This is a genomic window from Aurantiacibacter odishensis, assembly GCF_003605195.1.
Classification (GTDB): Bacteria; Pseudomonadota; Alphaproteobacteria; order Sphingomonadales; family Sphingomonadaceae; genus Alteraurantiacibacter; species Alteraurantiacibacter odishensis.
In genome coordinates, this window is record NZ_QYOS01000021.1 from 189939 (window position 1) to 216511 (window position 26573).

A 26573-nucleotide genomic window follows, 5' to 3' on the forward strand; every position below is an offset into this window, starting at 1 on the left:
CGAGGACGAAGCCGCACAGGCGGCTTCGTCATCACATCAGAACATCTTGCGGAACTCGATCTCGAAGCTGCGTCCGCGCGGATCGACCAGGAACGGCTGGTAGCGCAGCGGCACCGCGCCGTTACTGTCCGTCACCGTCTGGCGCGCGTCGAACAGGTTGTCGATGCTGAGCCCAAGGCGCGATCCTTCGAAGAAAGGCATATCCCGGACCAGCCCATCGCGTTCCCCAAGGTCCACGAATGCGCGCAGGTTGATGGTCAGGTAGTCGTCGAAGAACAGGTCCGTACTGTCTGCAAGGCCGGTTCCGTCGAGGCGGGATGAACCGGTGTAGTTGGCAAAGGCGATGAGGCCGTAGCCATCGTAGAACACCCCGCCGCGCGCCCGCACGCCGTGGCGCGGATCGCCGCCGCCTGACAGCGCGTCGCCGTCCAGCAGGTCGAGCCGGGGCAGGCCGTCCGCGATCAGCACGGTGTTTTCCAGCTCCAGCGTGTAATCGAGGTTGAAGAACCAGCGTCCGGTCGGCGGGCCGTCGTTGCCGCCGCCCATCATGCGCCCGAAGCGACCGCCGCCACCTCTGCTACCACGATTGCCCTCGCCGCGCGCCTGCTGCGGGGCGGCAGCGTCGGTGCTGCACACACGCTCTCGCGCGGCGGCGAAGCGTTCGGGATCGACCTGGCCGTTCTCGCCCGCCAGCCGCTCCAGCATACGTGGAGGGATGCTGATGGGTTCGCCATCGGGGCCGAGCGGCGGTTCCTCGCCCGCTGCCTGTGCCGACAAGGCGCGGTTGAACAGGTCCACCAGTTCGCCAGGCTCGCGTTCGCAGAAGGTCGCGCGCATCTGCGCCATGCGTTCTGCATTTGGAGGACCGCCAACCGGTCCGCCCGCAGGGCCGCCACGCGCCGCTCCGGAGGGTGGGCCGCCGCGACCTCCTTCTTCATCATCGCCGCCTATCTGGCCCGAAAGGTTCAGGCCGAATTGCAGGCGCCGCTGGTCGCGCTCGGCAAAGGTGACGAAGCGATCGTCCAGTTCCACCAGACGGCCCGTCGCATCGCGGGTGACGCGGCCGGGAAATGCCGCTTCGATCTCCGGCGAGAGCGTCGGCAGGCCGTTGGTCACGTCGGTGGAGTGGTTGTCGTAGTAGTCGATCGAAACGCTGCCGCGCTCGATGAAGGGCAGTTCCCAGTTCACGCCGAATGACCAGTCGCTCTGGTCCTGCGCGGGCAGGTTCGGGTTGCCGCCGCTGATGACGGTGGCGAGCACCGTCTCGTTGTTGGCAATGTCGAACACCGGCACGTTCGGCGTCGCAATCGCCGGGCTGCCAAGCTGGCTGAGCGAGGGCGCGACCTCGCGGTTGATGTGGTTTGCACTGAAGGTGAGCGTATCGGTCACGCCCCATGTCAGGCCCACGGTCCAGTCCTGCAGGGTGCCGAAATCCGAAAGGTAATCGACGCCCGCATTCAGGTTCAGCGTCAGATCGCCGACCGCGCCGAGAAAATCCTCGCGGCGGCTGGTGAGCGGGATCGAGACATTCGCCCCGCCGGTCACGCGCCCCCGCGTCAGCTGCGTATCGCCGGTGAGCGAGCGGGTGTCGCTGCTCTCGATGCGGTTCCAGTTGTATCCGCCGCGCAGCGTCACCGACACTTCGCCTGCGGGAAGGTAGATGGGATTGCCGCGCGCGGTGGCGAGAGCGTTGACGGTGTAGGTATCGAGCAGGGCCTCATCGAAGCCTGCATCGGCAAAGGTGCCGAGCGGACCGTCGATCGCTACCAGCCCGGCGGCCGCATCCTCCACCAGCTGCTGCGTATCCACGCGCTCTGCGGTACGGGTGATGCCATCGACATAGGTGCCGTCCAGCGTGCCGGTCACTTCCCAGTCGCCAAGGCCGAGGTTCAGCGTGCTGCCGAAGGAATAGTTCTCCGTGCGCGCATCCACCGTCAGCGGATCGGCGGCGTTGAAGGTGCGCAGCAGCGAATTGCCCTCGTCATCGGTCAGCACCACGGAATCGAGCCCTTGCAGGCGCAGCGAATCCTCGCGCTCGTACGTGGCGTTGAGAGACAGCGAATTGCCGCTGTCGCCCAGCTGCGTGGTCCAGTTCGCGGTCGCCTCCACACCGGAGCTGTCGGAGACCAGGCTACGGAACTGCGCCGGGTCAGGGTCTCCCGCCAGCCGCTGCTCGCTGTCGTCGGCCTGGATGATGCCGCGCTCGGCTTCGGTCAACGTGCTGGAGTTATCCCACTCGAGGTTGAGATTGAGGCGGCTCGGCCCGTCGATGCGCAGGTAAGTGCCTTCCACTTCCTGCTGCGAGAACCCGCCACGGAAGGGCTGGCCATATTCCAGCTCGATCTCCTGGCTGGAGAAATTGTCCTTGAGGATGAAGTTCACCACCCGCTGGTCCGGCGAATAGCCATAGCGCTGGGCCACGTCTTCGCTGAATACCTCGGTCCGCTCGATGGCTTCGGGCGGATAGCTTCGCAATTCGCGGAAGGACGAGATGCGCACGCCATTCACCAGGATCACGGGGCCACCCGCGCCGCCGCGACCGCGCGAGGAATTCACCTGCGGCCCGAGCGCCTGCAACAATTCCTCGATGGAGCCGGCGCCGTAGGCCGCGATATCCTCTTCATCGAGTTCCAGGATCGGCGGTTCGGGCGCATCCACCCCGTCCACCAGCCGCGCACCCAGCACGACGATGGTGTTGATGTCGTCATCGACGGGCGGTGCTGGATCATTCCCGTCCTGCGCGGTGGCAGGAGCAGGATCGGGCGGCACTTCCTGGGCATGGGCGGGACTTGCAAAACCGGCACAAAGCGAGGCAGCGATGGCAAGCGCGCTGCAGGACTGAAACTTGGACAACTCGTGAAATCTCCGGGCAAATCAACGTCCGCCCCCCGCGGCGGCTATGCGGCTCAACGCGCGAACAGGCAATAAGGCCCCTTGTCGTATTTTGTCGCAGATGTATCGCAGGTTGCGGGCCATTTCAGGCCATGTGCATGGCGCATCTTCCATTTTGCGCCCGGTATCGCTACATGGCGCGCCCAAGGACACGAGCGGAAGCAATGTTGCCAACGCTTGAAAGCACTTAAGCTGAAACAAGGACCGGATTACTGGATGGCTAAGGAAGAACTTCTCGAAATGCGCGGCAAGGTGGTGGAACTGCTGCCCAACGCAATGTTCCGCGTCGAGCTCGAGAACGGCCACGAAGTCCTGGGCCACACCGCCGGCCGGATGCGCAAGAACCGCATCCGCGTGCTGGTGGGCGACGAAGTGCTGTGCGAACTGACGCCTTACGACCTGACCAAGGCGCGCATCACCTACCGCTTCATGCCGGGCCGCAGCGGCCCGCCGGGATACAACGGCTAAGGCGCCGTCTTGCGCGCCCGTGGCTGACGCCTCCCCGAAACTCACACTCGCATCTGCCAGCCCGCGCCGCCGTGAATGGCTGGCGCGCCTCGGCATTGCGCCCGATGCCGTCGCCCCTGCCGATATCGACGAAACGCCGCGCAAGGCCGAATTGCCGCGCGCCTATGCGCAGCGCATGGCGCGGGAGAAGGTGCAGGCGGTCGACGGAGCAGGCCATTTCGTGCTGGCGGGCGACACCGTGGTCGCTGCCGGGCGCCGCATCCTGCCCAAGGCCGAGGACGAGGCGACCGCACGCGAATGCCTGGCGCTGCTCTCCGGCCGCCGCCACCGCGTGCTTTCCGCCGTCGCCCTCGCCCATCCCGACGGGACGATCCGCGAAAGGCTGAGCGAGACGCAACTGAAGTTCAAGCGCCTCTCCGAGCAGGAGATAGAGGCCTACATCGCCAGCGGCGAGTGGCACGGCAAGGCGGGCGGCTATGCCATCCAGGGCATGGCAGAGGCGCTGATCCCGTGGATACAGGGCAGCCACTCGGGCGTCGTTGGCCTGCCGCTGTATGAAACGCGCGCCTTGCTGAAGGCGGCAGGGTTTCCCATTGGCTGAAAGCTGGCTCGTCGAGCAGGGGATCGGCGAGGAACGCGCCATCCTTTATCGCTCAGGGCACGCCGTTGCCGCCCGGATGCGCTGGCCCGGAGGGCTGGAGCCTGGCGCGGTTGTCCAGGGCGTGCTGATTGCGAAACCCAAAGGCTCGACCCGCGGCCGCGCCGCATTTCCCGGCGGGGAAGAGGCGCTGGTCGACAAGCTGCCTCGCGATGCCAGCGAAGGCGCGCAGATGCGCTTCGTCGTCACCCGCGCCAGCGTGGGCGAAGCGACGCGGCGGAAGCTGGCGCAGGTCCGGCCGACCGACTTGCCCGAGCGCCCTGCCCTGTCGCTGGCCGAGACCCTCTCCGATGCGAAGATCGTGCGAACCTTTCCGACAGGCGACTGGGAAGAAATCCGCGAACTTGCTGTCGAAGCCGTGGTCGATTTCGCCGGAGGCTCGCTGCACTTCGCGCCGACCCCGGCCATGGTCGTGGTCGATGTGGATGGACACCTGCTCCCGCGCGATCTGGCGCTCGCCGCCGTGGAGCCGCTGGCGCGCGGCATTCGGCTGTTCGGTCTCGGCGGCATCGTGGGCGTCGATTTCCCGACCCTCCAGGCAAAGGCGGACCGCAAGGCCGTCGATGCCGCCATCGAGACGGCGCTTGCGGACTTCGACCATGAACGCACCGCGATGAACGGCTTCGGCTTCGTGCAGATCGTCTCCCGGTTCGATCGACCCTCGATGCTGCACCTCGTCCAGCACGACCCCGCGGGCGCCGCTGCACGCCTTCTGCTGCGCCGCGCCGAGGCTGTGGAAGGCGCAGGCCGGATCGAACTCGCCGCCCATCCCGCCGTGATCGCGCGCCTTGCCGACGAATGGCTGTCCGAACTGCGCCGCCGAACGGGCCGCGGAGTCTCGACAAGGCCCGATCCCGCCCTTGCGATAGCGGCTCCGCACGCCCAGCTTGTGCCTCTATGAGCACCAAGCCCTGCCCGATCTGCAAGAAACCCCGCAGCGAAGAGTTTCATCCGTTCTGCTCCAGTCGCTGCCGCGACCGCGACCTGGCGCAGTGGTTCAACGATGGCTACGCCGTGCCCGGCGAACCCGCCCCGCCCGAAGATATCGCCAAGGAAGACTGATTTGGGGGCTTGCCAAGCCCGCGCGGCTTCGCCATAGGCGCGCTTCACTTGCTCGCCGGGCGCTTCGAAGATGCCCGCTCGCGAACAGGATGCCTGGGTAGCTCAGGGGTAGAGCAGACGACTGAAAATCGTCGTGTCGGTGGTTCGAATCCGCCCCCGGGCACCATTTTTGCCCCTCGCAAGAATGGACCTATTTCACCCCAAAACGTGCTCCCAGGCCGCGCTGATCACCACGCTGCCCTCGCCAACGGCGCTCGCCACGCGCTTGACCGAGCCTGATCGCACGTCGCCGATGGCAAAGATGCCGGGCGTCGAGGTTTCAAACTGGCTGCGCCCGCCTGCCCCTTCCCCGGTGATCACGAACCCTCGTTCGTCCAGCTTCGCATGGCCTTCCAGCCAGCCGGTGTTGGGCGCGGCACCGATCATGATGAACAGGCCATTGGTGTCGATCCGTGTCTCGCCGTCGGGTCCGCTAAGGGTCACGCCCTGCAATCGCTCGTCCCCGCGCAGGGCGCTGACTTCGGTTTCGTAGTGGATGGTGATGCCGGAATCGTTCTCCAGCCGCTGCGTCAGGTAATCGCTCATCGACTTGGCCAGGCTATCCCCGCGTACCACGAGGTGGACGTGGCTGGCGTGACGGCAGAGGAACATCGCCGCCTGCCCCGCCGAATTCCCGCCGCCCACCACCACGGCGTCGCTGCCCTTGCAGAAGCGCGCCTCCATGTCGGTGGCGGCGTAATAGATGCCCGCGCCCTCGAACTCGACCAGCCGGTCCAGCGGCAGGCGACGGTATTGCACGCCCGTTCCCACCACGACCGACTTCGCGCAGACCTGCGCCCCGTCGTCCAGCGTGGCGCAGAACAGGCCGTCGTCGCGCTTTTCCAGTGCCTCGACCCGGCGCGGCATGGCGAAGCGGGTGCCGAATTTCAGCGCCTGGATCTCGCCGCGATAGACAAGGTCCGCGCCCGATATGCCGGTTGGAAAGCCCATGTAGTTCTCGATCCGGCTGCTGGTGCCTGCCTGCCCGCCGATGGCGGTATCCTCCACCAGCAAGGCGCAAAGTCCCTCTGCCCCTGCATAAACAGCCGCGGCCACGCCGCCCGGCCCGCCGCCTACGATCAGCACGTCGTAGATCGTCTCCCGGCAGCTATCGATATCGAGGCCGAGACGGCGGGCCACCTTGCCCGGCGTCGGGTCCGCGATCACCTCGTCCTTGTTGAAGATGACAGCGGGCATGTGTTCGACGAGCGTGCACAGTTCCACGCTCTCCTCGTCCGAGGCGTCGAGGTCGTAGCTCTGGTAAGGCAGGCGGTTGCGCCTGAGGAAGCTTTCCACCCGCTGCACCGCTGCATCCTTGTCCGCCCCAACCAGCTTGATGGAACTGCGGTTCTCCTCGAAGGTGCGACGGCGGCGTGCGGCGAACACCGTAATGATGTGGTCGGAAAGCTCCGGCACTCGGCGCATCAGCGCCAGCATGTCCTCGCGCGGGGCGGCCAATACGCGGGTGTCCTTCGCCGCGCGCATTGGCAGTGTCCAGGCACCGGCGTTGAGGAACCCGATCTCTCCCATGAACTGCGTCGGGCCGAGGGTGGATTCGATCATCCGCACGCCGCTGTAAGGATCGACGATCTCTATCTCGCCATCCAGCACGTAAATGAATTCGTCCATCGCATCGCCGACCTCGGCAATGGTCTCGCCCGCCTCGTAGGTGCGCTCCGCCGCGATATCGCGGATCATGGCGACGTGGCCGTCGGCCAGCGGCACGCGCTTCATCGTTTCAAGGTCGGCGCCGATCGATTCCATGCCGCGTTCTCCTGTTGATCGGCTCCAATATCAGCCAATTGACGCCAGTGTTGCAATCAATCGGGCACCGCGTCCCAGCCAAGCGGCGCGCCGCGATAGAAGGCGTCGATGTGAGCGATGGCTCCTGACCTGTCGAAAGCGAAAAGGAAAACACCGTTCACCGACATCGGCGTGATCATGTTGTCGAGGACACGGCCGTCGAATTGCTCGCTGGGATCCGCGTCTTGCGCGACTCCGCGCGGGCCGGGATAGGCGATTTCGATTCCCTCTGGCGTGGTGAACGAAAGCTTCGTGCCCGGCTGGTCCAGCCGCACGAAGGCGATACCGGTTGCCCGCTCCGGATCGAGATGCAACTGAAGGTTGGCCAGTTCATAGTTGGAGTAGAAGCCGCTCAGCACCTGCTCCCGGCATCCCAGCGCATAGGGGCTGAAAGACGGTTGCGACGGGTCGAGGATGGCGCTGTCCGCCACGCCGGTCGCCCGCTGTCCGTTGTCTTCGCGCACACAGGACTCCGAGAAGGCGAACCTTGCCAGCAATTCGTGCCTGAGTTGCGGCGCATCGGCGGCCATTGCCTCGAGGTAGTTCGTCATGCTTTCCGCCATGAGGGCGGCATCCACGTTTGCTGCGCCTGCAACGAAATGGACAGCCGGACCGACGTTCCCACCACCCATCGTGAAGGGTAACATCGGTTGCAGCAGCGTGATCGTGCCGCCCCTGTCGCCGCCGAATTCCTCGCGGATCGGCAGCACGTCGATACGGGCGATCTTGCCCTCGCGCGCCAGCAGGCGATAGGCCATCACCCCGCGCACGCCGTTTTCCTCGTATTCGACCACGCGAACGACTTCGTCCGGCCCGTCGATCCCCACGCGGTAATCGAGCGTGAAGGCGCCCGCGAAAGCGGCGGGGCTTACGCCCTCCACAGCGGTGGTGGTGCGCCACATGCCGTCCCACGGATCGAGCTGCGCGCCGTTTTCGATGTAGGTGAAATCCTCCGTCAGATCGAGAACGCGGTAGTCTCCTGCAACCAGCGCATACTCGAAGCGATCGGCCAGCAGCGCGGCGTCGGGCATCTCGCTATCCTGCGCGAGGGCAGGCGCGGCCAGCAGCGCCGCTGCCGCCAAGAACCACCGCGCGCTCATCGGATCACCTCCACGTCCTCGGCATCCGGCCACGGAGGCGCGTTGCCGTAGGGCGTCTCGATCAGCGTCATCTCGATGCGGTGGATCATGCCGTCCTTCAGCTTGAACCCCTCAACCACGGTCAGCCCGCGCGGCACGTTGAAGTACGGCGGCACGACGAAGGTGTTGCCGGTGGAAAGCGGCAGCTCGCGCACGCTGCCGTCATGGTCAAGATAGACCATCGCCAGCACCGCCTGCCGCTCCTCGTCCAGCACCAGGAAACGCCGGTCGCGGATATCGGTGACGAAGCCGAGGAAGCCCATGCCGAACTGGCGGCGACAGTCCAGGCTGCGGAAATCGGTGTCCTGCGAATGTCCATAGGCTTCGCGCGTAGGCAGGTTGGTGGTCTTCAGGCCGTGCTCCAGCCGGTCGCAATCGGGGTGGAAGAAGGTGTAGTCGGCGCGCCCGTCGTTGCGGACCATGGCGGTGAAATAGCGGTTCACCACGCTCACCATGTCGTCGCGGCTGAGGCGGTCCTCTTCGGGCACCACTTCCAGCCACGTCGCCTCGGCCTGCCCCATCGCCTCGTAACGGGCATGGCCGCCGGGATCGCGGATATAGAGCGTCTCGATCTCGTGGATCTCGCTGTCCACCACGCGCAGCCGCAGGTCCAGCATGGCGGGTGCGCCGTGTTCCGTCACCGTGGTGATCGCGCCGACATTGCCGGTGTGGGGGTCGGCGAAGACGTGGCGGTAAGTGCCGGTGGAATCGATGGTGGCCCAGCTTCCCTGCCCCGGCTGCAACTCCACGCCGTTCTCAGCGAAGCGCACGCCGTCCGCCAGAGGAAGCGCCTCTAGGTCCTTCGCCACCATCGCATCGAGGTATGCGTCGACATACCCCTCCAGGCATTCGCGCGGGCAGCCGTTGTCATGCGCCAGCACCGCCTTTGGTCCCGTTGCGGAACCGGCAGCCGCCACCAACATTGCCAATACGGACAGAATCAATCTACGCATAACCCCTCCCTCGCCCGCGAACCTAGCGGCGAGCGGCCATGCGGCAAGCGAAAGGACCAAGAATGGCGCGCATCCTCGTTCTCTACTATTCCTCCTACGGACACATCTCGACCATGGCGGAAGCCGTAGCCGCCGGTATCCGCGATGCAGGCCACGAGGCCGATATCCGCCGCGCGCCCGAAACCGCGCCGGAGGAAATCGTGAAGAACTTCGGCTTCCAGACCAACGACGAGCATCCGCTGATCGAAGGGCCCGATGCGCTGGGCAGCTATGATGGCATCGTGCTAGGCGCGCCCACCCGTTTCGGCCGCCTGCCAAGCCAGATGGCTGCCTTCCTCGATACCTGCGGCGGCGTGTGGGCATCGGGCGCGCTGATCGGCAAGCCGGGCGCTGTGTTCACCAGCAGCAATTCGCAGCACGGCGGACAGGAGACGACGCTGTTCTCGATGATCACCAACCTACTGCACTTCGGCATGAGCATCATCGGCTTGGACTATGGCTTTGAAGGCCAGAACGGCGTGGACGAGGTGAAAGGCGGCGCGCCCTACGGTGCCACCACCATCGCCGGGCCGGACGGCAGCCGTCAGCCAAGCGAAAGCGAGATCGAGGGCGCGAAATACCTCGGCAGGCGCGTGGCGAATACGGCGGCGAAGCTTTCCGCCTGAAGCCGCTGGAATTCCGCTTGAATTGGTCTTAGCGTCCCCCGCCAGATGGGGGACACCGGGACACCGCAGCTATTTGACGCCATGCGCTTTTCCGGCACATGGCGCGATTACCAGGCACGCGTGCTGGAGGAGATGGACGGCTACCTGGACGACGGGCGGCTGCACATCGTTGCGGCCCCCGGCAGCGGCAAGACGGTGCTGGGGCTGGAAGCGATGCGCCGGGTGGGTCGCCCGGCGCTTGTCCTCTCCCCCAGTCTGACGATCCGCAACCAGTGGGCGGACCGGCTGGCGCCGCTGTTCCTGCCCTCGCTCGATTCGCACCGCGCGCGCATCTCGCGCGACATCGCCGTGCCTGCCGACATGACAATCGGCACCTATCAGTCGCTCCACGCCGCTTATACACGCGACAGCGATTTCGCGGCGCTTTCCGCGCTTGGTCCCATCACGCTGGTGCTGGACGAATGCCACCACCTGCGGCGCGAGTGGTGGAGCGCGCTGTTCGCCCTGCGTGACAGACTGGAACACGTCAGCGTCGTGGCGCTGACAGCCACGCCGCCCTACGATGCCGCCCACGCCGAGTGGACCCGCTACGAGAGCCTATGCGGCCCCATCGACGCGGAAATCGGCGTGCCCGAACTTGTCCGCAACGGCGATCTCGCCCCGCACCAGGACCACGTGCATTTCAGCCAGCCCGATGCCGACATCGTAGAGGCGCTGATCCGGCGGCGCGATGCGGTTTACGCGCTGGCCGCGCGGATCGGCAACGATACGGACCTGCCGGAAATGCTGCTGGCGCACCCGTTCCTTAGCGAACCCTACCAGCACCAGGAAGCGATCTTCGAGGCGCCGGAGCAGCTTTCCGCCATGCTGTTCTACCTCGCCTCGCGCGGGTTTGCCCTCCCGCAAGAGCCGCTGGCAATGCTGGGAGTGAACCGCGAGATCGTGCCCGACTTCAACCACATCTGGCTGGAGCCGATGCTGGAATGCCTGCTCCACCGCAAGATCGCCGAATGGCGGCTGGACGAAGGCCGGGCCAGGGCGTGGAAGAGTGCGCTGTCCGAAGCGGGCCTCATCACCAATCACCGTGTCGACTTTTCCGAAAGCGTCGATCTCGCGCGCCTGCTGGCGGGCAGCACGGGCAAGCTGCACTCGGTAGCGGAGATCGCCCGCGCCGAAAGCGAGGTTCTGGGCGATGCGCTGCGCATGGCGGTGCTGACCGACCACGTGCGAGCTGCCGAACTGCCACGCGACCCCGACGCGCCTTATGCCCCCTCGCGCCTTGGTGTGGTGCCAATCTTCGAGTCTCTGCGCCGCGCCGGCATCGACCAGCCGCTGGGCGTTTTGACAGGTTCGCTGGTTATCGTGCCGGAGGCCGCGCGGCAGGCAGCGCATGTGTTGGCGCAGGAGTGCGGTATACCTGCAATCGCCCTGACCTTTACCGCCCTCCCCGGATGCCCCGGTTATTGCAAGCTGGACCTTGCCGCCGCTGCCGACCGGGGACGCGTCGCGCTGGTGACGCGGCTCGTCGGCGCAGGGCATATCCGCGTGCTGGTGGGCACGCAGGCGCTGCTGGGTGAAGGGTGGGATGCGCCCTCGATCAATTCGCTGGTACTAGCGAGCAACGCGGCAAGCTACATGCTCTCCAACCAGATGCGCGGGCGCGCCATCCGCACCGATCCCGCAGCGCCGGACAAGGTTGCCAACATCTGGCACCTCGCCACTATCGACCCTGCCGACCTCGATGGCGAAGCCGGACCGGATTTCTCGCGCCTCGTCCGCCGTTTTTCCATGTTCGACGGTGTGGCCGAGGACGGCACCACGGTGATCGAGAACGGTATCGACCGGTTGGACCTGGCGATGGGGCAGGCGCTGGACGATCGCAATGCCCTCACCATGGCGCGTGCGCGCAACCGGACTGGCACGGCGCGCCAGTGGAGCAAGTCGCTTGGCGCAGGCACACCACGCTCGCAAGTGCGCGAAGTTGCGGAAGTCACCGGCAATGTCGGCAGCGCCACGCTGCACGTTCGCAATACGCTGAAGACCACGGCGATCAGCAGCCTTGGCGGCGCAGTGCTGACGGCAGGTCTCAGCGTCTTCGGCCTGGGACTGGTCGACACGCTCGTTATCGGTGGCGGCGCAGCGCTGCTCTACGCGGCTCCGGGCCTCTACAATTCCGCACGCCTGTGGGTGCGCAACGGCACGCTGGAAAAACGTCTTGGGCAGGTGGGCGAGGTGCTGGTTGAAGGGCTTGCCCACTGCGGCAAGCTGTCGCGCGAGAAAAACGCCTATACCGTCAGGGTCGAGGAAGGACTCAAAGGCCGCCATGCCATCACCATCGAAGGCGGCACGCGGGCGGACCAGCACCGCTTCGTGGATGCCATGATGGAGCTTCTCGGTCCCGTGCAGAATCCGCGATATATCCTGCGTCGAGAGGGGCAATCGCTGGGTTTTCGGCAGCTGGATTACCACGCCGTGCCCACGCCGCTGGGCGCGAACAAGGAAGAGGCTGAGCTGTTCTGCAATCTGTGGACGAAACGCATTGGCCCAGCCCGGCTGATCTTCACCCGCTCCGCCCATGGGCGCAAGGTGCTGCTGCGGGCGCGTACGAAGTCGATGGCGGCAGGACTGCAATCTCCGGTGGAACGGCGCAGCATGTGGCTTTAGCCGCGCGCTGCCGCTAATCCCGCCTTCATGGAACACGAAAGCGCCGGACTCTCGCCCTTCGATCTTGCCGCCATGCTGGTGGTGGCAAGTGCCCTGCTGGGCTGGTTCAATCACCACTTCATCAGGCTGCCACATGTCGTCGGCCTGACGGTGATGGGCGCGATTGCTGCCATCGGTCTGCTGGCGGCCAATGCCCTCCTGCCCGGCGTGACGCTGGACGATACCGTTGCGCGGCTGCTGGCGGAAATGAACTTCACCGACACGCTGCTCCAGGGGATGCTCAGCTTCCTGCTGTTCGCAGGCGCGTTGCATGTCGATCTCGATCGGCTGAAGGCGGACTGGGTGCCGGTGCTTCTCCTCTCAACCGTCGGGGTGATCCTGTCCACCGTGATCGTTGGCGTGCTGGCCTGGGGGCTCGGCATGGTGATGGGCCTGCCGCTGGCGCCGATCTGGTACTTCGTCTTCGGCGCGCTGATCGCGCCCACCGATCCCGTCGCCGTGCTGGGCGTGCTGAAGGAAGAGAAGGTGGACGAGAGCCTTCAGGCCAGCGTCGCAGGGGAAAGCCTCTTCAACGACGGTGTGGGCATCGTGGTGTTCACCATCCTGCTGGGCGCGGCGGTCACAGGCAGCGATTTCAGCCTCGGTGAAGGCGCGCGGCTGTTCCTGATCGAAGCGGGCGGCGGCCTGCTGGTGGGCATCGTGTTCGGCTACGTCGGCTTTCGCGCCATGCGCTCTATGGACGAATATGCGCTGGAGGTGACGATCACCCTGGCCGTGGTGATGGGAGGATATGCGCTGTGCACCGCGCTGCATATCTCCGGCCCGCTGGCCATGGCCGTGGCGGGCCTGCTGATCGGCAACCACGGCGTCACCTACGCGATGAGCGACGTGACCCGCGACTATGTGATCCGGTTCTGGGAAGTGGTGGACGAATTGCTCAATTCCGTCCTGTTCCTGCTGATCGGACTGGAAATGATCGTGCTGGTGCCCGGCGTTGACGAACTGGGGCTGGCGCTTGTGGCCATACCCATCACCCTGTTCGCCCGCGCCGCGGCGGTGACGGTTTCCACCCGCTTGGTGCCCGCCGCGCGGCCCAAGGCGGAAGGGGCATGGGGCGTCTTGTGGTGGGGCGGCCTGCGCGGCGGCATTTCCATCGCTCTCGCGCTGTCGCTGCCTGCCGGCCTAGTGCGCGACCTGCTGCTGGCCGCCACATTCGGTGCGGTGCTGTTCAGCGTGCTGGTGCAGCGCATGACGCTGGGCCGTGTGATAGAGCGCGGCAAGGTGCCGCACGAGGCTCATCACCCGGCCGATCAGCGCACGCCGGGCGGGCTGGAGTAGCGAAAAGGGCGCCGCAGCCAGACCGCAGCGCCCTCCTTCGATGTAAAGACGATTACGCTTGTACGCGAGTGACCGTTGCAGTCTCGCCGGTTTCCCGGTCCGTCGACGTCCACACGCCGTCGTCGCCCACGACTTCGTCGTTGCAGCTTTCTTCCTCGCCTTCCCCGGTGGTGCACCATACGTTCGGGCCATCCGTGCGCCAGGTTCCGCTGCCGGTCTCACCGTTGGAGGATGTCCAGCTGTAGGTGCCGTCCTCGTTCACCGTCTCGGTAACGATATCGCCGTTTTCCAGTACGACTTCGTAGGTGCCGGGTGCAGGCTGGCCGTCGGCGGCAAGCTGCACTTCCATCGCCGGTTCCTCGACTGCGACTTCTTCTTCAGCCACCGGCTCTTCGGTGGCCGGTTCGGCGCAGGCCGCAAGGCCAAGCACGGCGACAAATGCAAACGTCCTTTTCATTGATATTCCCCCCTTCGTTGATGAAGGCGCGGAGGCTAGCACGCAATCGGCCCCCGCAAAGCGCTATCGCGCATATGGCTGGATTGTCTGGCAAAGGCTCGGCCACAATGCCCGGCTCTTACCCTGCGACTCGGCGCACGGTGTCTCCGATTGCCCCCTCCGCCACTTCGGTGTATAGCGCCCGTTCAAACGCGCCCCGGCACTTTCGCGAACTTCCATCGCGTCGCCGGGGCGCAGTCTTTTTTGCTGTTGAAAGGTCCGTGCCCATGTCCCGCCGTCGCCAGATCTACGAAGGCAAGGCCAAGATTCTTTACGAAGGCCCAGAACCCGGCACGCTGATCCAGTATTTCAAGGACGATGCCACCGCCTTCAACGCCCAGAAGAAGGGCACGATCAACGGCAAGGGCGTGATCAACAACCGCATCAGCGAGTATATCTTCACGCGCCTCGCGCACATCGGCATCCCCACCCACTTCATCCGCCGCCTGAACATGCGCGAGCAGCTGGTGCGGCAGGTGGAGATCATTCCGCTGGAAGTGGTGGTGCGCAATGTGGCTGCCGGCTCGATTGCCAAGCGCCTCGGCATCGAGGAAGGCGAGATGCTGCCGCATACGCTGATCGAATACTACCTGAAGGACGATGCACTGGGCGATCCGCTGGTTTCGGAAGAGCACATCGCCGCCTTCAACTGGGCCGGCCACGAGGAGATGCAGGATATCGCCGCCATGGCCATCCGCATCAACGATTTCCTCTCCGGCATGTTCGCCGCAGTCGATATCCGGCTGGTGGATTTCAAGCTGGAATTCGGCCGCATCTACGATGGCGATTTCAGCCGTGTGATCCTGGCCGACGAGTTCAGCCCCGACAACTGCCGCCTGTGGGACTTCAACACCGGCGAGAAGATGGACAAGGACCGCTTCCGCCGTGACCTGGGCGGAGAGGAAGAGGCCTACCAGGAAGTGGCCCGCCGTCTCGGCGTGCTGTCGGGCGAGGACAACGGCCCCGGCGAAGTGCTGGACATGGATGCCCACCGCTCGCGCCTGCGCACCCCTGCCCCGAAGGCGACCGGGCCCAAGCCGAAAAAATAAGACCTGTGCACGGTCACAGTGCACGGGTCATTGCCCCTTAAGCTTGCAGGTGCCATGAAGGCGGGCATGAATTCCCGTTCCTTCGCGGCACTTGCCGCCGTTCTCGCCCTTCCCCTCCTCGCCGTTCAGCCCGTCTACGCGCAGGCGCCCGAACTCGCGCAGCAGCCGTGGGACGCGGCATCCGGCATTCCCGCCGAAGTGGTCGACGCCTTCCCCGATCTTGCGGGAAGCGACCTGCCGTTCGACGGCGAATACGTGGTGGGCGAGCTTGACAACGGGATGCGCTACATCATCCGGCCCAACGCCACCCCGCCCGAACAGGGCAAGGTGCAGCTGTGGGTGGACTTCGGCTCCGCCGCCGAACGCGCGGACGAACAGGGCTATGCCCATTTCATCGAACACATGGCCTTCAACGGCACCACCAATGTGCCCGAGGGCGAAATGGTGCGCCTGCTGGAGCGCGAGGGACTGGCCTTCGGCGCGGACACCAACGCCTCAACCGGGTTCGACTCCACCCATTACCGACTGGACCTGCCGCGCAACGACATGGCACTGCTCGACACCGCACTGATGCTGATGCGCGAGACCGCCAGCGAGATCCTGTTCGAGGACGAAGCGGTGAACCGCGAGAAGGGCATCCTCCTGTCAGAACGCCGCGTGCGCGACACCTACCAGCTGCGCAACACCATCGACACGCTGGGCTTCCTTTACCCCGGCAGCCGCATTTCGGAGCGCCTGCCCATCGGCACGGCCGAGACGATCGAGGCTGCCGACGGCGCCTCCCTGCGCGCGCTCTACGAACGCTACTACCGGCCCGAGAACGTCACCGTGATCGTGATCGGCGACTACGACCCGGCTGAGGTCGAGGCCGCCATCGCCGAGCACTTTGCCGACTGGCAGGGCGAGCCCGCGCTGGACAACCCGCCGCTCGGCCCGGTGGACCTCTCCCACGACGGCGCGACGGACATCTTCCTCGACCCGGCGCTGTCCGAACAGATCACCGTTGCCGCCAACGGCGAATGGCAGGGCGAGACGGACACCGTCGCCAGCCGCCGCGAGCGCGTGCTGCGGCAGATCGGCTACGGCATCGTCAACCGCCGCCTGCAACGCCTCGCCCGGCAGGAAGACCCGCCGTTCCGCGGCGCCGCATTCGGTACCAACGATTTCTTCAAGGAAGGCCGCACCACCAACCTGATCGCCGCCGCAGCCGACGGCGACTGGCAGCGCGCCCTTGCCGCCGCGCAGGAGGAATATCGCCGCGCGATGGAATTCGGCTTTACCGAGGCCGAAGTGGCCGAACAGGTCGCCAATCTCGACCAGGCGATCCAGTCCAACGCCGCAGGCGCCGCCACGCGCGATAACAATTCCTTCGTCACCGGCGCCGTCACCCTGCTGCGCGACGGGCAGGTGCCCACCACGCCCGCCAGCGCGCTGGAACGCTGGAACGAGCACAAGCCGCTGATCACGCCCGATGCGGTGCTGGCCGCGCTGAAGGCAGAGGCCGTGCCGCTGGAAAACCCCCTGATCCGCTTTCAGGGCCGCACCGCGCCCGCGGGCGGCGAGGAAGCCCTGCGCGCCGCGTGGGAAAGCGGCATGGACATGGCGCTGGAAGCCAGTGAGCAAGTCGAGGCAGTCGAGTTCGCCTACACCGATTTCGGCACGCCGGGCGAAGTCGTGTCCGATACCGTGGACGATCGCCTCGATATCCGCACCATCCGTTTCGCCAATGGCGTGATGCTGAACCTGAAACCGACAGACCTGCAGGAAGACCGCGTGCTGGTGCAAGTGAACATCGACGGCGGCGATCTGCTCGATACCCCGGAGAACCCGCTCGCCACCGCCATGTTCAACTCGCTGCCCGTGGGCGGGCTTGGCGAACACACGCTGGACGAATTGCAGACGGTGCTGGCCGGTCGGCGCGTCGGCCTTGGCGTCAATTCGTCGGACGACACCTTCACCATGTCCGCCGCCACGACCCCGCGCGACCTTGAGCTGCAATTGCAGGTCTACACCGCCACCATCACGGACAGCGCCTTCCGCCCCACCGGCGAAGCGCAGTATTACCGCAACGTGGAGGATTTCTTTGCGCGGCTGAACGCAACGCCGTCTGCCGCTTTCAGCAACGGGATCGGCACGATCCTTTCGGACGGCGATCCCCGTTTCTCGTTGCAGCCCAAGGAAAACTATCTCGCCCTCACCTTTGCGGGCCTGCGCGATGCCGTGTCTGACAGGCTCGCCAACGGCGCCATCGAAGTGGCGCTGGTCGGCGATTTCGAGGAGCAGGAGGCCATCGACCTCGTCGCCAGCACGCTGGGCACCCTGCCGCCGCGCGAGGAAAGCTTCGGTGACTACGCGCAGGAACGCCAGCGCGCCTTCACGCAGGATCGCTCGCCCCGCACGCTCTACCACACCGGTCCGGACGATCAGGCCATGCTGGTGATGGTATGGCCGACCCGCGACGATTCCGACCATGTCGAGACCCTGCAACTCGAAATGCTGGAGCGGGTGCTGCAACTGGAAGTGACCGACGTGCTGCGCGAGGAACTGGGTCAGACCTATTCCCCCGGCGTCGATGCCGACCAGAGCCGCACCTACGAGGGCTATGGCACGTTCGATATCTCCGCCCAGGTGGATACCGGGCAAGTCGATGCCGCGCGCGATGCCATGCTGTCAGCGGTGGAGACGTTGCGTGCCGCACCGGTGGACGAGGACATGCTGCTGCGTGCCCGCCAACCGCTGCTCGAAGCCTACAGCAACGCGCTCGACACCAACAACGGCTGGATGAACTTGGTTGACCGCGCCCAGACGGAAAGCGAGCGTATCGAACGCTTCCTGGCGGGCGAGGAGCGCCTGCGCGCCGTTACGCCGGAAGACGTGCTGGCCGCGGCGCAGCGTTACCTCGATCCGGCCCAGCGCGTGGAAATCCGCGTGCTGCCGGAGCCGGAGAGTGACGAATCCTAAGCGGGTATCAGCGTCGAATGGATGTGCAATTCGCCCAGCAAGGTCTTGTGAACCGGGCACTTGTCGGCAATTTCCATCAGGCGCTGGCGCTGCTCCTCGCTAAGGTCGCCCGATAGCTCTATCGCCCGATCGATCACCTGAATCGGCATGCCGTCCTTCTCGCAATCGACGCAATCGGTGTGATGATCGCGGCTGTGTTCCAGTTCGATCCGCACGCTTTCCAGCGGCCACTTCTTGCGCTCCGCATACATCTGGATGGTCATGCTGGTGCAGGTGCCAAGCGCCGATAGCAGCAGGTCGTAAGGTGTCGGCCCGTGGTCGCTGCCGCCGTAGCTTACCGGCTCGTCGGCGATGAATTCATGGCTGGCCGTGCGCACCCACTGGGCGAACTTGCCGCCAGCGGTCGAGACTTCCACCGTTCCGGCAAAGTCCTCGCGCGGCTCTTTCGGCAGGTCGGCAAGGTAGGGCGTGGCCCATGCGGCAATCATGTTCGCGGCATATTCGGCGCTGCCCGCTTCAGTCAGCAGGTGATCGGCGCTGTCGAGCGCGACAAAGCTCTTGGGGTGCTTCGCCTTTTCGAAAATGAGGCGCGCGTTCTCGATCCCGACGACTTCGTCCTGCGGTGTGTGCATCACCATCAGCGGCAGGCCCAGGTTCGCGATACGCTCCCCCTGCGGCTGGTCGCGCCCTTGCTCCAGGAAAGCGCGGGCAATGCGGAACCGGCGTCCGGCGAGTGTCACATGGCCCTCGCCGTCCTCCTCGATATCGTCGATGGCATCGCCGAAATGCTCGAAAACGTGGGCGGCATCGTATGGGGCGTTCAGCGTGGCGACGCCGCGCGCCTGCGGTACGTGCTCCGCCGCGGCCAGCACCGCCGCTCCCCCCAGCGAATGGCCCACCAGCAGCACCGCCGGCAGGCCGCGATCGGCCAGGGCCCTTGCCGCGCAGGTCAGGTCCTCCACGTTGGTGGCGAAGCCGGCATTGGCAAAGTCGCCGTCGCTGCCACCAAGGCCGGTGAAATCGAACCGCAGGACGGCAAGACCCTTGGCCGCGAGGGCGGAGGCGACGCGCGTGGCGGCGTGGCTCTGCTTGGTGCAGGTAAAGCAGTGCGCGAACAGCGCGGCGGCGCGCGGCTTCGTGTAGAGCGGCATTTCCAGCCGCCCGTCCAGCGTCTGCCCGTTCTTGCCGGTGAAGGTGAATTTCTCGGTCGCGATCATGTGCTGCAAGCCCTCCTGCCGCGCGGCTTTCCTACACGCGCCATGGCACACCAATGCACAGGTCGATGCAACCGTTTCAATCCTTCTTGATGCCCCCGCCGGTCTGCCTGGAATTCCCGGTCCGCTTTTCTGCTTCAGGACACTGTTCCATGTGTTCCAGGTTAGTTGGATTTGGCGCGCAATTCCCCGGCGGAATGGGCCGCCGCCCCTTGCCCATCGCGGCGGCAATCGCCATAGGCTGCGGCGAAACCATCCGAGACTTGCCGCGAAAGGTCCGATCCATGAAAGTCCGTATCCATGTCAGCCTGAAGCCCGGCGTGCTCGATCCGCAGGGCCGCGCCGTGCACCACGCGCTGGAGGGCCTCGGCTACAAGGGCGTGGAAGACGTGCGCATCGGCCGCTTGGTGGAAATGGACGTGGCCGACGACACCACGGACGCCGCTCTGGACGAGATGTGCCAGAGGCTGCTCGCCAACATGGTGATCGAGAACTACCGCATCGAGAAGGTCGCCTGATGAAGACCGCAGTCGTCACATTCCCCGGATCGAACTGCGACCGCGACATTTGGGTCGCACTGCGTGACGTATCCGGCAAGGAGCCGGTGAAGGTGTGGCACGGCGATGCCGACCTGCCCGCCGGCCTCGATTTCATCGCCCTGCCCGGCGGGTTCTCCTACGGCGACTACCTGCGTTCGGGCGCAATGGCGGCGAACAGCCCGATCATGCGCTCCGTCGTGGCCGCGGCAAAGCGTGGGGTGCCGGTGCTGGGCGTGTGCAACGGCTTCCAGGTGCTGACCGAGGCGCAATTGCTGCCCGGCGCGCTGATGCGCAACGCCGCGCAGACCTTCATCTGCCGCACCGTGCCGCTGGTGGTGGAAAACGACACCAGCCTGTTCACCAGCGTCTACACCAGGGGCGAGACGATCCACATCCCGGTCGCCCACCACGACGGCAACTATTTCGCCGACGATGACACGCTGGACCGGCTGGAAGGCGAAGGCCGCGTGGCTTTCCGCTATGCCGAGAACTGCAACGGCTCGCGCCACGACATCGCGGGCGTGCTGAACGCGAAGGGCAACGTGCTGGGCATGATGCCCCACCCCGAACGCGCCATCGAAGCCGCCCACGGCGGCAGCGACGGACGCCGCCTGTTCGAAAGCGTGATCGGCAGTCTGGTCGGGGCCTAGGCGGCCCTAGTTCCGCGGCCCTTCACCACCAGGGAGCGGGCCTCGACAGCCTTCATCGGGCGGCCGAAGTAGTAGCCCTGGATCTTGGTGCAGCCCAGCTCGCGGATCAGCGCGGCCTGTGTGGCGTCCTCGACACCCTCGGCGGTCGTCGTCATCTCCAGGCTGCGGGCCATAGCCACCACGGCGCGGATGATGGCGAGGCTCTCCTGGCTCTCCTGCGTGGCACCCTGCACGAAGCTCTTGTCCACCTTGATCGTGGAAAAGCGCAGCGTGCGCAGGTAGCCGAGCGAGGAATAGCCGGTGCCGAAATCGTCCAGCGCGACCGAGCAGCCCAGCGCAAGGATCTCCTCCAGCGTCTGGCGCGCGGTGCGGCCATCGCGCAGGAACACGCTCTCGGTAACTTCCACCTCCAGCCGGTGTGCCGGCAGCCCGGTATCGGCGAGCGCACGCACCACGCTGTTGGCGAAGTTGGGCTCGAGCAATTGCTCGCCCGAAACGTTGACCGCCACCTTGATGTCGTCCGGCCAGCGGGTCGCCTCGCGGCAGGCCTCCTGCAGCACCCACTCCCCGATGGGCACGATCAGGCGGGTATCCTCTGCCAGCGGGATGAACTTGGCCGGGCTTACGAAACCATGCTCTTCGCTGTTCCAGCGCAACAGCGCCTCGAAACTGACCACGGTCTCGCTGCGGGCGTTGACCACGGGCTGGAAGTTCAGTTCCAGCTCGTTCTTCCCGATGGCCCGGCGCAGGGACAGCTCCAGCTTGCGGCGCTCCTCCGCGTCGGCGTGCAGCGAGGGGAGATAACGGTAGTGCGTATTGCCGCCCTCGTCCTTCGCCCGGTAGAGCGCGAGGTCGGCGTTGCGCATCAGCGTTTCCACCGAATTGCCGTCACGCGGACCCACGGCAGAGCCCACGCTCGCCCCGATGAACAGGGTATGGTTGTCGATCACATAGGGCTGCGAAAGCGTCTCGATAATGGCGTCGGACAAGCGATCCACCCGGCCCTTGTCGGTGGCATCGCGAATGACGACGGCGAATTCGTCACCGCCCAGTCGTCCGCAGCGCTCGTTCTCGGTCATCACTGCATCGAGGCGCTTCGAGACTTCGGCCAGCAGGCGGTCGCCCAGCTGGTGTCCCAGGGAATCGTTCACCGCCTTGAACCGGTCGAGGTCGATCATCAGGAAGGCGCAGCGCGTCTTCCACTTGTCGGCATAGCGCATGGCCTCGCCAAGCGCTTCTGTCAGCATCAGGCGATTGGGCAAGCCCGTCAGCGTGTCGTAGCGGGCAAGGTAGGCGATCTTCTCGTCGCGATCACGCTGCTCGGTCACGTCGGAACCAACCCCGCGGAAACCGATATAGCTGCCGTTGTCATCATATATCGGCGTGCCCGAAAGCTCCCACCAGCGGCGACCGGCTTCGAGGTAGACCTGCACCAGCAGGTTGGAGAAATGCTCGCGCCGCTTCAGCTTCTCCGCCAGTTCATGCAGGCTGCGCGGAAACTCCCCGCTTTCCCACGAAGACCCGGCAATCAGCTTGATGAAGCTCTCCCCCTCGATATCCTGCGGGGTGGAGCCGAAGGCGAAAGCGAAACGCGGCGATGCGGAACGGATGCGACGGTTCGTGTCGACCTGCCAGAGCCAGTCCGATTCCTTTTCCTCGAACTCGCGCAGCAGCAGGGAGACGACCTCGTCCTTCTCCGCCACGCCCGCTTCGGCAATCTTGGCGGAAAGGTAGGTGCGCGCAGAGCGGAGCGCACCGGCAACGATGGTAACGGTGTAGGCAGCTGCGGCGATGGCGAAGATGAAGTCGCCAGTAAGCAGGAAAGATGCGACGCCCGCCGCGCCAACCACAAGGTCGAACAGCACCGTGGCGACCGGCGCCGTAGCCATGGCGGCGGCACTACCAGCAATCAGCATCGCGGCAATCGCCCAGAGCGCGTAGTGATCCGTCGTCGTCCCCTGCGGGACGAAGAACATGAGCGCCGCGACCCAGGGGATGGTGCACCCGCCCACGCCAAGGGCCTGGCGGGTGAATTCGTTCCACTGCACGCCGCGCTTCTCGATATCGATGAAGTTGCGATCGATCCGCGTGACGTTCCACACCGCTGCAACGACACTGAGCATCCAGATCCCCAGGATCCAGTGCGCTATCGTGTTGAGATAAAGCGAAACTGCCAGCAGAGCGGCCAGGCCGTGAGCGGCAATTCGGATCAGCGAGACCTTGTGAAGTTCCGAATACTGGAGCGTGCGCAGCCGGGTCCAGTCACCCTCGCCGGGTTCGCGCAGGCCAATGACCTGCAGGAAACTCATCTGCAGCGGGAGGCTGGGGAGTCCAGAATGCTTGTCGCTCACACGACCGCGATAACCGCCAATAGTTATTGCCCGGTAAAGTCAGCCGCGATTATCCAGTAACCTGCTGAATTCTATTCGACAGTCACCGATTTCGCGAGGTTGCGCGGCTGGTCTACATCGGTGCCCTTGGCCACGGCGACATGATACGCCAGCAATTGCACCGGAACGGCATAGACCAGCGGAGCGATGAGCGGATGCACCTTGGGCATCTCGATCACTGCCATACAGCCTTCGCCCGCCTGCTCGATCCCGGCCTTGTCGGAAATCAGAACCACCTTGCCGCCGCGCGCCTGCACTTCCTGCATGTTGGAGACGGTCTTCTCGAACAGCGGCCCGGAAGGGGCGAGGACGATCACCGGCACCTTGTCGTCGATCAGTGCGATGGGGCCGTGCTTCATCTCGCCACTGGCATAACCCTCGGCGTGGATGTAGCTGATTTCCTTCAGTTTCAGCGCCCCTTCCAGCGCCAGCGGGAAATCCGCTCCGCGACCGAGGTAAAGCACGTCACGCGCAGGCGCGATCAGGTGCGCCATGTCGGCGATTTCCTCGTCGTGATCCAGCGCGGCGTTGAGGCACGCTGGCGCTTCCAACAGGTGATCGACGATGATCGCTTCCTCGCGGTGGTTCAGCAGCCCCTTCTTCACCGCGAAATGCGCCGCCAGCGCCGCCAGCACGGCAAGCTGGCAGGTGAAAGCCTTGGTTGAGGCAACGCCGATTTCCGGCCCCGCGTGTGTCGGCAACAGCAGGTCCGCCTCGCGCGCCATGGAACTGGTGGGCACGTTGACCACGGCGGCGATCACCTGTCCCTGCTTGCGACAGTGGCGCAGTGCGGCCAGCGTGTCCGCAGTTTCGCCACTCTGCGAGATGAACAGCGCCAGGCCGCCATCGGGCAGCACGGGTTCGCGGTAGCGGAACTCGCTGGCGTAATCGATATCCACCGGGACGCGGGCGAACTGTTCGAACCAGTATTTCGCTACCATTCCAGCGTAATAGGAAGTACCGCAGGCGACGATCGTGATGCGGTCGATGGCGGAAATGTCGAAATCGATCTGCGGCAGGGCCACGCGCTGTTCGCCGGGGCGCAGATAGCTGCGAAGGGTCTGCGCCACCACTGTGGGCTGCTCGAAAATCTCCTTCTGCATGAAGTGGCGATAGTTGCCCTTCTCGATCGCCGCGGCAGAAGCGCCGGAGGTCTGCACCTCGCGCTCGACCTCGTTGCCGTCGAGATCGCGGATTTTCGCGCCCTCGCGCGTGATCGTCACCCAGTCGCCTTCCTCGAGATAGGCGATCTGCTGGGTGAGCGGGGCCAGCGCCAGCGCGTCGGAGCCGAGGAACATCTCGTCCTCGCCGTAGCCGACGACCAGCGGCGAACCGAGGCGCGCCCCGATCAGCATGTCAGGGTGATCGCGAAAGGCTATCGCCAGCGCGAAGGCACCGCGCAGGCGCGGCAACACGGTCGCCACGGCGTCTTCGGGAGACATTCCTTCCTCGATCCGGCGCGAGATCATGTGGACGACCACTTCGGTGTCGGTCTCGCTCTCGAATTGGCGCCCCTCAGCGCGCAATTCGTCGCGCAGTTCCTTGAAATTCTCGATGATGCCGTTGTGCACCAGCGCGACGTGTTCGGTCGCGTGCGGGTGGGCATTCTTTTCCGTGGGAGCGCCGTGAGTTGCCCAGCGGGTGTGGGCAATACCCGTCTCGCCCGCGGCGGGATTGTTCGCCAGTTCCTCGACCAGACCATTCAGCTTGCCTTCCGCCCGGCGGCGTTTCAGCTTCCCGTCGTGGACCGTGCAGATGCCTGCGCTATCATAACCGCGATATTCCATCCTGCGCAGACCGTCGACCAGCCGCGCCGCCACGTCGCGATGACCGACAATTCCGATAATTCCGCACATAAATTCAGTTCCTTGTCCCTAATGAGGGAAATTCTGGTCCACGAACATGTGGGCGAATTGCACCGGTTCGGGCTCGTGTCCGTTCTCTGCGATGAACCTCGCGCGTCCCTTGTCCCACATCTCGACGATCGCAGGCTGCATGCCTTCAGGGAACTGCATCCGCTGCGCGACGATATCCTGCCAACTGCCTGTGCCGCCGAAGGTTTCGCGGAAGTAGGGTTCTGCCTCCACAAGCCACTTCGCGTTCGCCTCGTCCAGCTTGCCGATGGCATCCAGCACGTAACTGTCGAGCAGGCGAAGGAAGGGCTTGCCCTCGTAGCGATCGGTCACTTCTTCTTCTCGGCTTTCTTGCGCTTCATCGTATCATGGAAGCGGTCGGCCCAGCCCGGCTTCACCAACTGGTCTGCCCGCACCATGCGAAGTTCGCCGTCGGCAACGTCGCGCGTTACCGCGCTTCCTGCCGCCACGATGGCATCGGCCCCGATGCTGACAGGCGCGATGAGCGCCGAATTGGAGCCGATGAAGGCGCGCGGTCCGATGGTGGTCTGGTGCTTGAAATAGCCGTCGTAATTGCAGGTGATCGTTCCCGCTCCGATGTTTGCGCCAGCGCCCACGGTGGCGTCACCCAGGTACGTGAGGTGATTGGCCTTGGCCCCCTCGCCCAGCGTTGCCTTCTTGATCTCGACGAAGTTGCCGACCTTGCTGCCCTTCTCCAGCACTGCACCAGGGCGAAGGCGGGCATAGGGGCCGACTTCCGCGCCCTCGCCCACAGTTGCGCCTTCGAGATGGCTGAACGCGCGGATTGTCGCGCCGCTCGCCACTGAAACGCCCGGGCCGAACACCACGTTGGGTTCCACCACCACATCGGAGGCAAGATCGGTGTCGTAGCTGAAGAACACCGTATCGGGAGCGCGCAGTGTCACGCCTTCCGCCATCACTTCTTCGCGCCGCAGTGCCTGCCACTGCGCTTCTGCGGCGGCGAGTTCGGCGCGGCTGTTGATGCCTGCAACCTCGTCCGCATTGTCGCAGGATACGACCGCGCAGTTGTGGCCATCGGCAATGGCGATGTTGACGATGTCGGGGAGGTAATACTCGCCCTGCGCGTTCTCGTTTCGCACTCGGTCGAGCAGTGCGAAGAGGTCTTCGCTGCGCGCCGCCAGCAATCCGGAATTGCAGAGAGTGCACGCACGTTCGTCTTCGCTCGCGTCCTTGTACTCCACCATTTTGAGGATGCGGCCCTGCTGCGCGATCACGCGGCCGTAGCGCAGCGGATCGTCCGGCTCGAAGCCCAGCACCACGGCGGCGGGGGAATCGACGGCGCGCAGCCTGTCGATCATGGTCTGCATCGTTCCGGCTTTCACGAAGGGCACATCGCCGTAGAGCACGAGCACGTCGCCCTCGAAGCCTGCGAGAGCCTTCTGTGCCTGCTGCACCGCATGGCCTGTGCCCAGCTGCGGTTCCTGAACCGCGAAGTCCACCCGTCCCCCGAGCCGCTCTTCAAGCTGTTCGCGCGATTCGCCGACGATGGTAACGAGCTTTTGCGGACCAAGCGTCTCGACGCTGGCCAGCAGGTGCTCGATCATCGGCCTTCCGGCCACCTGGTGCAGCACCTTGTGCAGGCTGCTTTTCATGCGGGTGCCCTTGCCCGCGGCAAGGATGATGGCGGCGATGGGTCTGTCACTCATGACAGGCGCCATGCCAGCAATTGATTGCAGTTTCCATATCTCTCCCCCACAT

Annotated in this window: 21 protein-coding genes and 1 tRNA gene; 12 read left to right on the forward strand and 10 right to left on the reverse strand. The window is 65.2% G+C overall.

Annotated features, from left to right (window positions below):
• Positions 1 to 36: 36 nt before the first annotated feature.
• A complete protein-coding gene (locus D4Q51_RS05260; protein ID WP_120076698.1) occupies positions 37 to 2853 on the reverse strand; it encodes a TonB-dependent receptor in 2817 nt (938 codons plus the stop codon).
• Positions 2854 to 3108: 255 nt separating this feature from the next.
• Here D4Q51_RS05260 and infA point away from each other — a divergent pair, with 255 nt between their 5' ends.
• The 5 genes from infA to D4Q51_RS05285 all read left to right on the forward strand — a co-directional run bounded on the left by infA (position 3109) and on the right by D4Q51_RS05285 (position 5246).
• Positions 3109 to 3360, forward strand: coding sequence for a translation initiation factor IF-1 (gene infA / locus D4Q51_RS05265; RefSeq protein WP_119585286.1), 252 nt, complete (start codon positions 3109 to 3111; stop codon positions 3358 to 3360).
• Between the two features lie 19 nt (positions 3361 to 3379).
• Positions 3380 to 3961 (forward strand): Maf family protein, encoded by a 582-nt coding sequence (locus tag D4Q51_RS05270; RefSeq protein WP_120076699.1) that lies wholly within the window; start codon positions 3380 to 3382, stop codon positions 3959 to 3961.
• Positions 3954 to 4919: a ribonuclease E/G gene (locus D4Q51_RS05275; RefSeq protein WP_240624577.1), complete on the forward strand. Its 966-nt coding sequence runs from the start codon at positions 3954 to 3956 to the stop codon at positions 4917 to 4919. The genes D4Q51_RS05270 and D4Q51_RS05275 overlap by 8 nt, the downstream gene beginning before the upstream one ends.
• Positions 4916 to 5080, forward strand: a complete 165-nt coding sequence (locus D4Q51_RS05280) for a DNA gyrase inhibitor YacG (RefSeq protein WP_120076700.1) — start codon at positions 4916 to 4918, stop codon at positions 5078 to 5080. The genes D4Q51_RS05275 and D4Q51_RS05280 overlap by 4 nt, the downstream gene beginning before the upstream one ends.
• Positions 5081 to 5171: 91 nt before the next feature.
• A tRNA-Phe gene (locus D4Q51_RS05285) sits at positions 5172 to 5246 on the forward strand.
• Between the two features lie 29 nt (positions 5247 to 5275).
• Here the strand turns inward: D4Q51_RS05285 and D4Q51_RS05290 are convergent.
• Genes D4Q51_RS05290 through D4Q51_RS05300 form a run of 3 tightly spaced genes read right to left on the reverse strand, consistent with a single transcriptional unit; the run spans position 5276 to position 9014 of the window.
• Entirely contained in the window at positions 5276 to 6883 is a 1608-nt protein-coding gene (locus D4Q51_RS05290) for an FAD-dependent oxidoreductase (protein ID WP_120076701.1), read from the reverse strand.
• A 56-nt stretch (positions 6884 to 6939) separates the two neighbouring features.
• Entirely contained in the window at positions 6940 to 8022 is a 1083-nt protein-coding gene (locus tag D4Q51_RS05295; protein WP_120076702.1) for a hypothetical protein, read from the reverse strand.
• The gene (locus tag D4Q51_RS05300) at positions 8019 to 9014 is read right to left on the reverse strand and encodes a DUF8021 domain-containing protein (protein WP_162925153.1); all 996 of its coding nucleotides are present in this window, start codon (positions 9012 to 9014) and stop codon (positions 8019 to 8021) included. Before D4Q51_RS05300 ends, D4Q51_RS05295 begins: the two co-directional genes overlap by 4 nt.
• A gap of 62 nt (positions 9015 to 9076) precedes the next feature.
• Between D4Q51_RS05300 and wrbA the strand changes: the two genes are divergently transcribed.
• The 3 genes from wrbA to D4Q51_RS05315 all read left to right on the forward strand — a co-directional run bounded on the left by wrbA (position 9077) and on the right by D4Q51_RS05315 (position 13681).
• On the forward strand, positions 9077 to 9679 hold the full coding sequence (gene wrbA, locus D4Q51_RS05305) for an NAD(P)H:quinone oxidoreductase (RefSeq protein WP_120076704.1): 603 nt from the start codon (positions 9077 to 9079) through the stop codon (positions 9677 to 9679).
• A gap of 81 nt (positions 9680 to 9760) precedes the next feature.
• Positions 9761 to 12343 carry a DEAD/DEAH box helicase family protein gene (locus tag D4Q51_RS05310; protein WP_162925154.1) on the forward strand — a complete coding sequence of 861 codons (2583 nt, stop codon included), beginning with the start codon at positions 9761 to 9763 and terminating at the stop codon, positions 12341 to 12343.
• Positions 12344 to 12370: 27 nt separating this feature from the next.
• Positions 12371 to 13681 carry a cation:proton antiporter gene (locus D4Q51_RS05315; protein ID WP_120076706.1) on the forward strand — a complete coding sequence of 437 codons (1311 nt, stop codon included), beginning with the start codon at positions 12371 to 12373 and terminating at the stop codon, positions 13679 to 13681.
• 52 nt (positions 13682 to 13733) lie between these two features.
• Here D4Q51_RS05315 and D4Q51_RS05320 read toward each other — a convergent pair whose 3' ends face one another.
• Positions 13734 to 14138 carry an immunoglobulin domain-containing protein gene (locus D4Q51_RS05320; protein WP_120076707.1) on the reverse strand — a complete coding sequence of 135 codons (405 nt, stop codon included), beginning with the start codon at positions 14136 to 14138 and terminating at the stop codon, positions 13734 to 13736.
• Positions 14139 to 14404: 266 nt separating this feature from the next.
• On the opposite strand from D4Q51_RS05320, the gene purC reads away from it, so the two are divergent.
• Positions 14405 to 15226 (forward strand): phosphoribosylaminoimidazolesuccinocarboxamide synthase, encoded by an 822-nt coding sequence (gene purC, locus D4Q51_RS05325; RefSeq protein WP_120076708.1) that lies wholly within the window; start codon positions 14405 to 14407, stop codon positions 15224 to 15226.
• 66 nt (positions 15227 to 15292) lie between these two features.
• Positions 15293 to 18187 carry a M16 family metallopeptidase gene (locus D4Q51_RS05330; RefSeq protein WP_162925155.1) on the forward strand — a complete coding sequence of 965 codons (2895 nt, stop codon included), beginning with the start codon at positions 15293 to 15295 and terminating at the stop codon, positions 18185 to 18187.
• On the opposite strand, the gene D4Q51_RS05335 is transcribed toward D4Q51_RS05330, so the two are convergent.
• The gene (locus D4Q51_RS05335; RefSeq protein WP_120076710.1) at positions 18184 to 19404 is read right to left on the reverse strand and encodes a bifunctional alpha/beta hydrolase/OsmC family protein; all 1221 of its coding nucleotides are present in this window, start codon (positions 19402 to 19404) and stop codon (positions 18184 to 18186) included. The genes D4Q51_RS05330 and D4Q51_RS05335 overlap by 4 nt on opposite strands.
• A gap of 281 nt (positions 19405 to 19685) precedes the next feature.
• Between D4Q51_RS05335 and purS the strand changes: the two genes are divergently transcribed.
• Both purS and purQ read left to right on the forward strand, forming a co-directional pair.
• A complete protein-coding gene (purS, locus tag D4Q51_RS05340; protein ID WP_120076796.1) occupies positions 19686 to 19919 on the forward strand; it encodes a phosphoribosylformylglycinamidine synthase subunit PurS in 234 nt (77 codons plus the stop codon).
• Complete coding sequence (gene purQ / locus D4Q51_RS05345) at positions 19919 to 20590, forward strand: phosphoribosylformylglycinamidine synthase subunit PurQ (protein WP_120076711.1); 672 nt, start codon at positions 19919 to 19921, stop codon at positions 20588 to 20590. The genes purS and purQ overlap by 1 nt, the downstream gene beginning before the upstream one ends.
• On the opposite strand, the gene D4Q51_RS05350 is transcribed toward purQ, so the two are convergent.
• The 4 genes from D4Q51_RS05350 to glmU all read right to left on the reverse strand — a co-directional run bounded on the left by D4Q51_RS05350 (position 20587) and on the right by glmU (position 26521).
• Complete coding sequence (locus D4Q51_RS05350) at positions 20587 to 22899, reverse strand: putative bifunctional diguanylate cyclase/phosphodiesterase (RefSeq protein WP_120076797.1); 2313 nt, start codon at positions 22897 to 22899, stop codon at positions 20587 to 20589. The two genes, purQ and D4Q51_RS05350, sit on opposite strands and share 4 nt — an antisense overlap.
• A 113-nt stretch (positions 22900 to 23012) precedes the next feature.
• Positions 23013 to 24836 (reverse strand): glutamine--fructose-6-phosphate transaminase (isomerizing), encoded by a 1824-nt coding sequence (gene glmS / locus D4Q51_RS05355; protein ID WP_120076712.1) that lies wholly within the window; start codon positions 24834 to 24836, stop codon positions 23013 to 23015.
• Positions 24837 to 24854: 18 nt separating this feature from the next.
• Positions 24855 to 25166, reverse strand: coding sequence for a hypothetical protein (locus D4Q51_RS05360; protein ID WP_120076713.1), 312 nt, complete (start codon positions 25164 to 25166; stop codon positions 24855 to 24857).
• Positions 25163 to 26521 (reverse strand): bifunctional UDP-N-acetylglucosamine diphosphorylase/glucosamine-1-phosphate N-acetyltransferase GlmU, encoded by a 1359-nt coding sequence (glmU, locus tag D4Q51_RS05365; RefSeq protein WP_120076798.1) that lies wholly within the window; start codon positions 26519 to 26521, stop codon positions 25163 to 25165. Before glmU ends, D4Q51_RS05360 begins: the two co-directional genes overlap by 4 nt.
• Between the last annotated feature and the right edge of the window lie 52 nt (positions 26522 to 26573).

Bases quoted from the DNA above. Each gene is read 5' to 3' on its own strand.
- infA (WP_119585286.1), top strand. From the start codon at position 3,109: ATGGCTAAGGAAGAACTTCTCGAAATGCGCGGCAAGGTGGTGGAACTG.
- D4Q51_RS05350 (WP_120076797.1), bottom strand. From the start codon at position 22,899: ATGAGTTTCCTGCAGGTCATTGGCCTGCGCGAACCCGGCGAGGGTGAC.
- D4Q51_RS05310 (WP_162925154.1), top strand. From the start codon at position 9,761: ATGCGCTTTTCCGGCACATGGCGCGATTACCAGGCACGCGTGCTGGAG.
- D4Q51_RS05315 (WP_120076706.1), top strand. From the start codon at position 12,371: ATGGAACACGAAAGCGCCGGACTCTCGCCCTTCGATCTTGCCGCCATG.
- purQ (WP_120076711.1), top strand. From the start codon at position 19,919: ATGAAGACCGCAGTCGTCACATTCCCCGGATCGAACTGCGACCGCGAC.
- D4Q51_RS05330 (WP_162925155.1), top strand. From the start codon at position 15,293: ATGAATTCCCGTTCCTTCGCGGCACTTGCCGCCGTTCTCGCCCTTCCC.
- glmS (WP_120076712.1), bottom strand. From the start codon at position 24,836: ATGTGCGGAATTATCGGAATTGTCGGTCATCGCGACGTGGCGGCGCGG.
- D4Q51_RS05300 (WP_162925153.1), bottom strand. From the start codon at position 9,014: ATGCGTAGATTGATTCTGTCCGTATTGGCAATGTTGGTGGCGGCTGCC.
- D4Q51_RS05320 (WP_120076707.1), bottom strand. From the start codon at position 14,138: ATGAAAAGGACGTTTGCATTTGTCGCCGTGCTTGGCCTTGCGGCCTGC.
- glmU (WP_120076798.1), bottom strand. From the start codon at position 26,521: ATGAGTGACAGACCCATCGCCGCCATCATCCTTGCCGCGGGCAAGGGC.
- D4Q51_RS05295 (WP_120076702.1), bottom strand. From the start codon at position 8,022: ATGAGCGCGCGGTGGTTCTTGGCGGCAGCGGCGCTGCTGGCCGCGCCT.
- purC (WP_120076708.1), top strand. From the start codon at position 14,405: ATGTCCCGCCGTCGCCAGATCTACGAAGGCAAGGCCAAGATTCTTTAC.
- wrbA (WP_120076704.1), top strand. From the start codon at position 9,077: ATGGCGCGCATCCTCGTTCTCTACTATTCCTCCTACGGACACATCTCG.
- D4Q51_RS05290 (WP_120076701.1), bottom strand. From the start codon at position 6,883: ATGGAATCGATCGGCGCCGACCTTGAAACGATGAAGCGCGTGCCGCTG.
- D4Q51_RS05335 (WP_120076710.1), bottom strand. From the start codon at position 19,404: ATGATCGCGACCGAGAAATTCACCTTCACCGGCAAGAACGGGCAGACG.
- D4Q51_RS05280 (WP_120076700.1), top strand. From the start codon at position 4,916: ATGAGCACCAAGCCCTGCCCGATCTGCAAGAAACCCCGCAGCGAAGAG.
- purS (WP_120076796.1), top strand. From the start codon at position 19,686: ATGAAAGTCCGTATCCATGTCAGCCTGAAGCCCGGCGTGCTCGATCCG.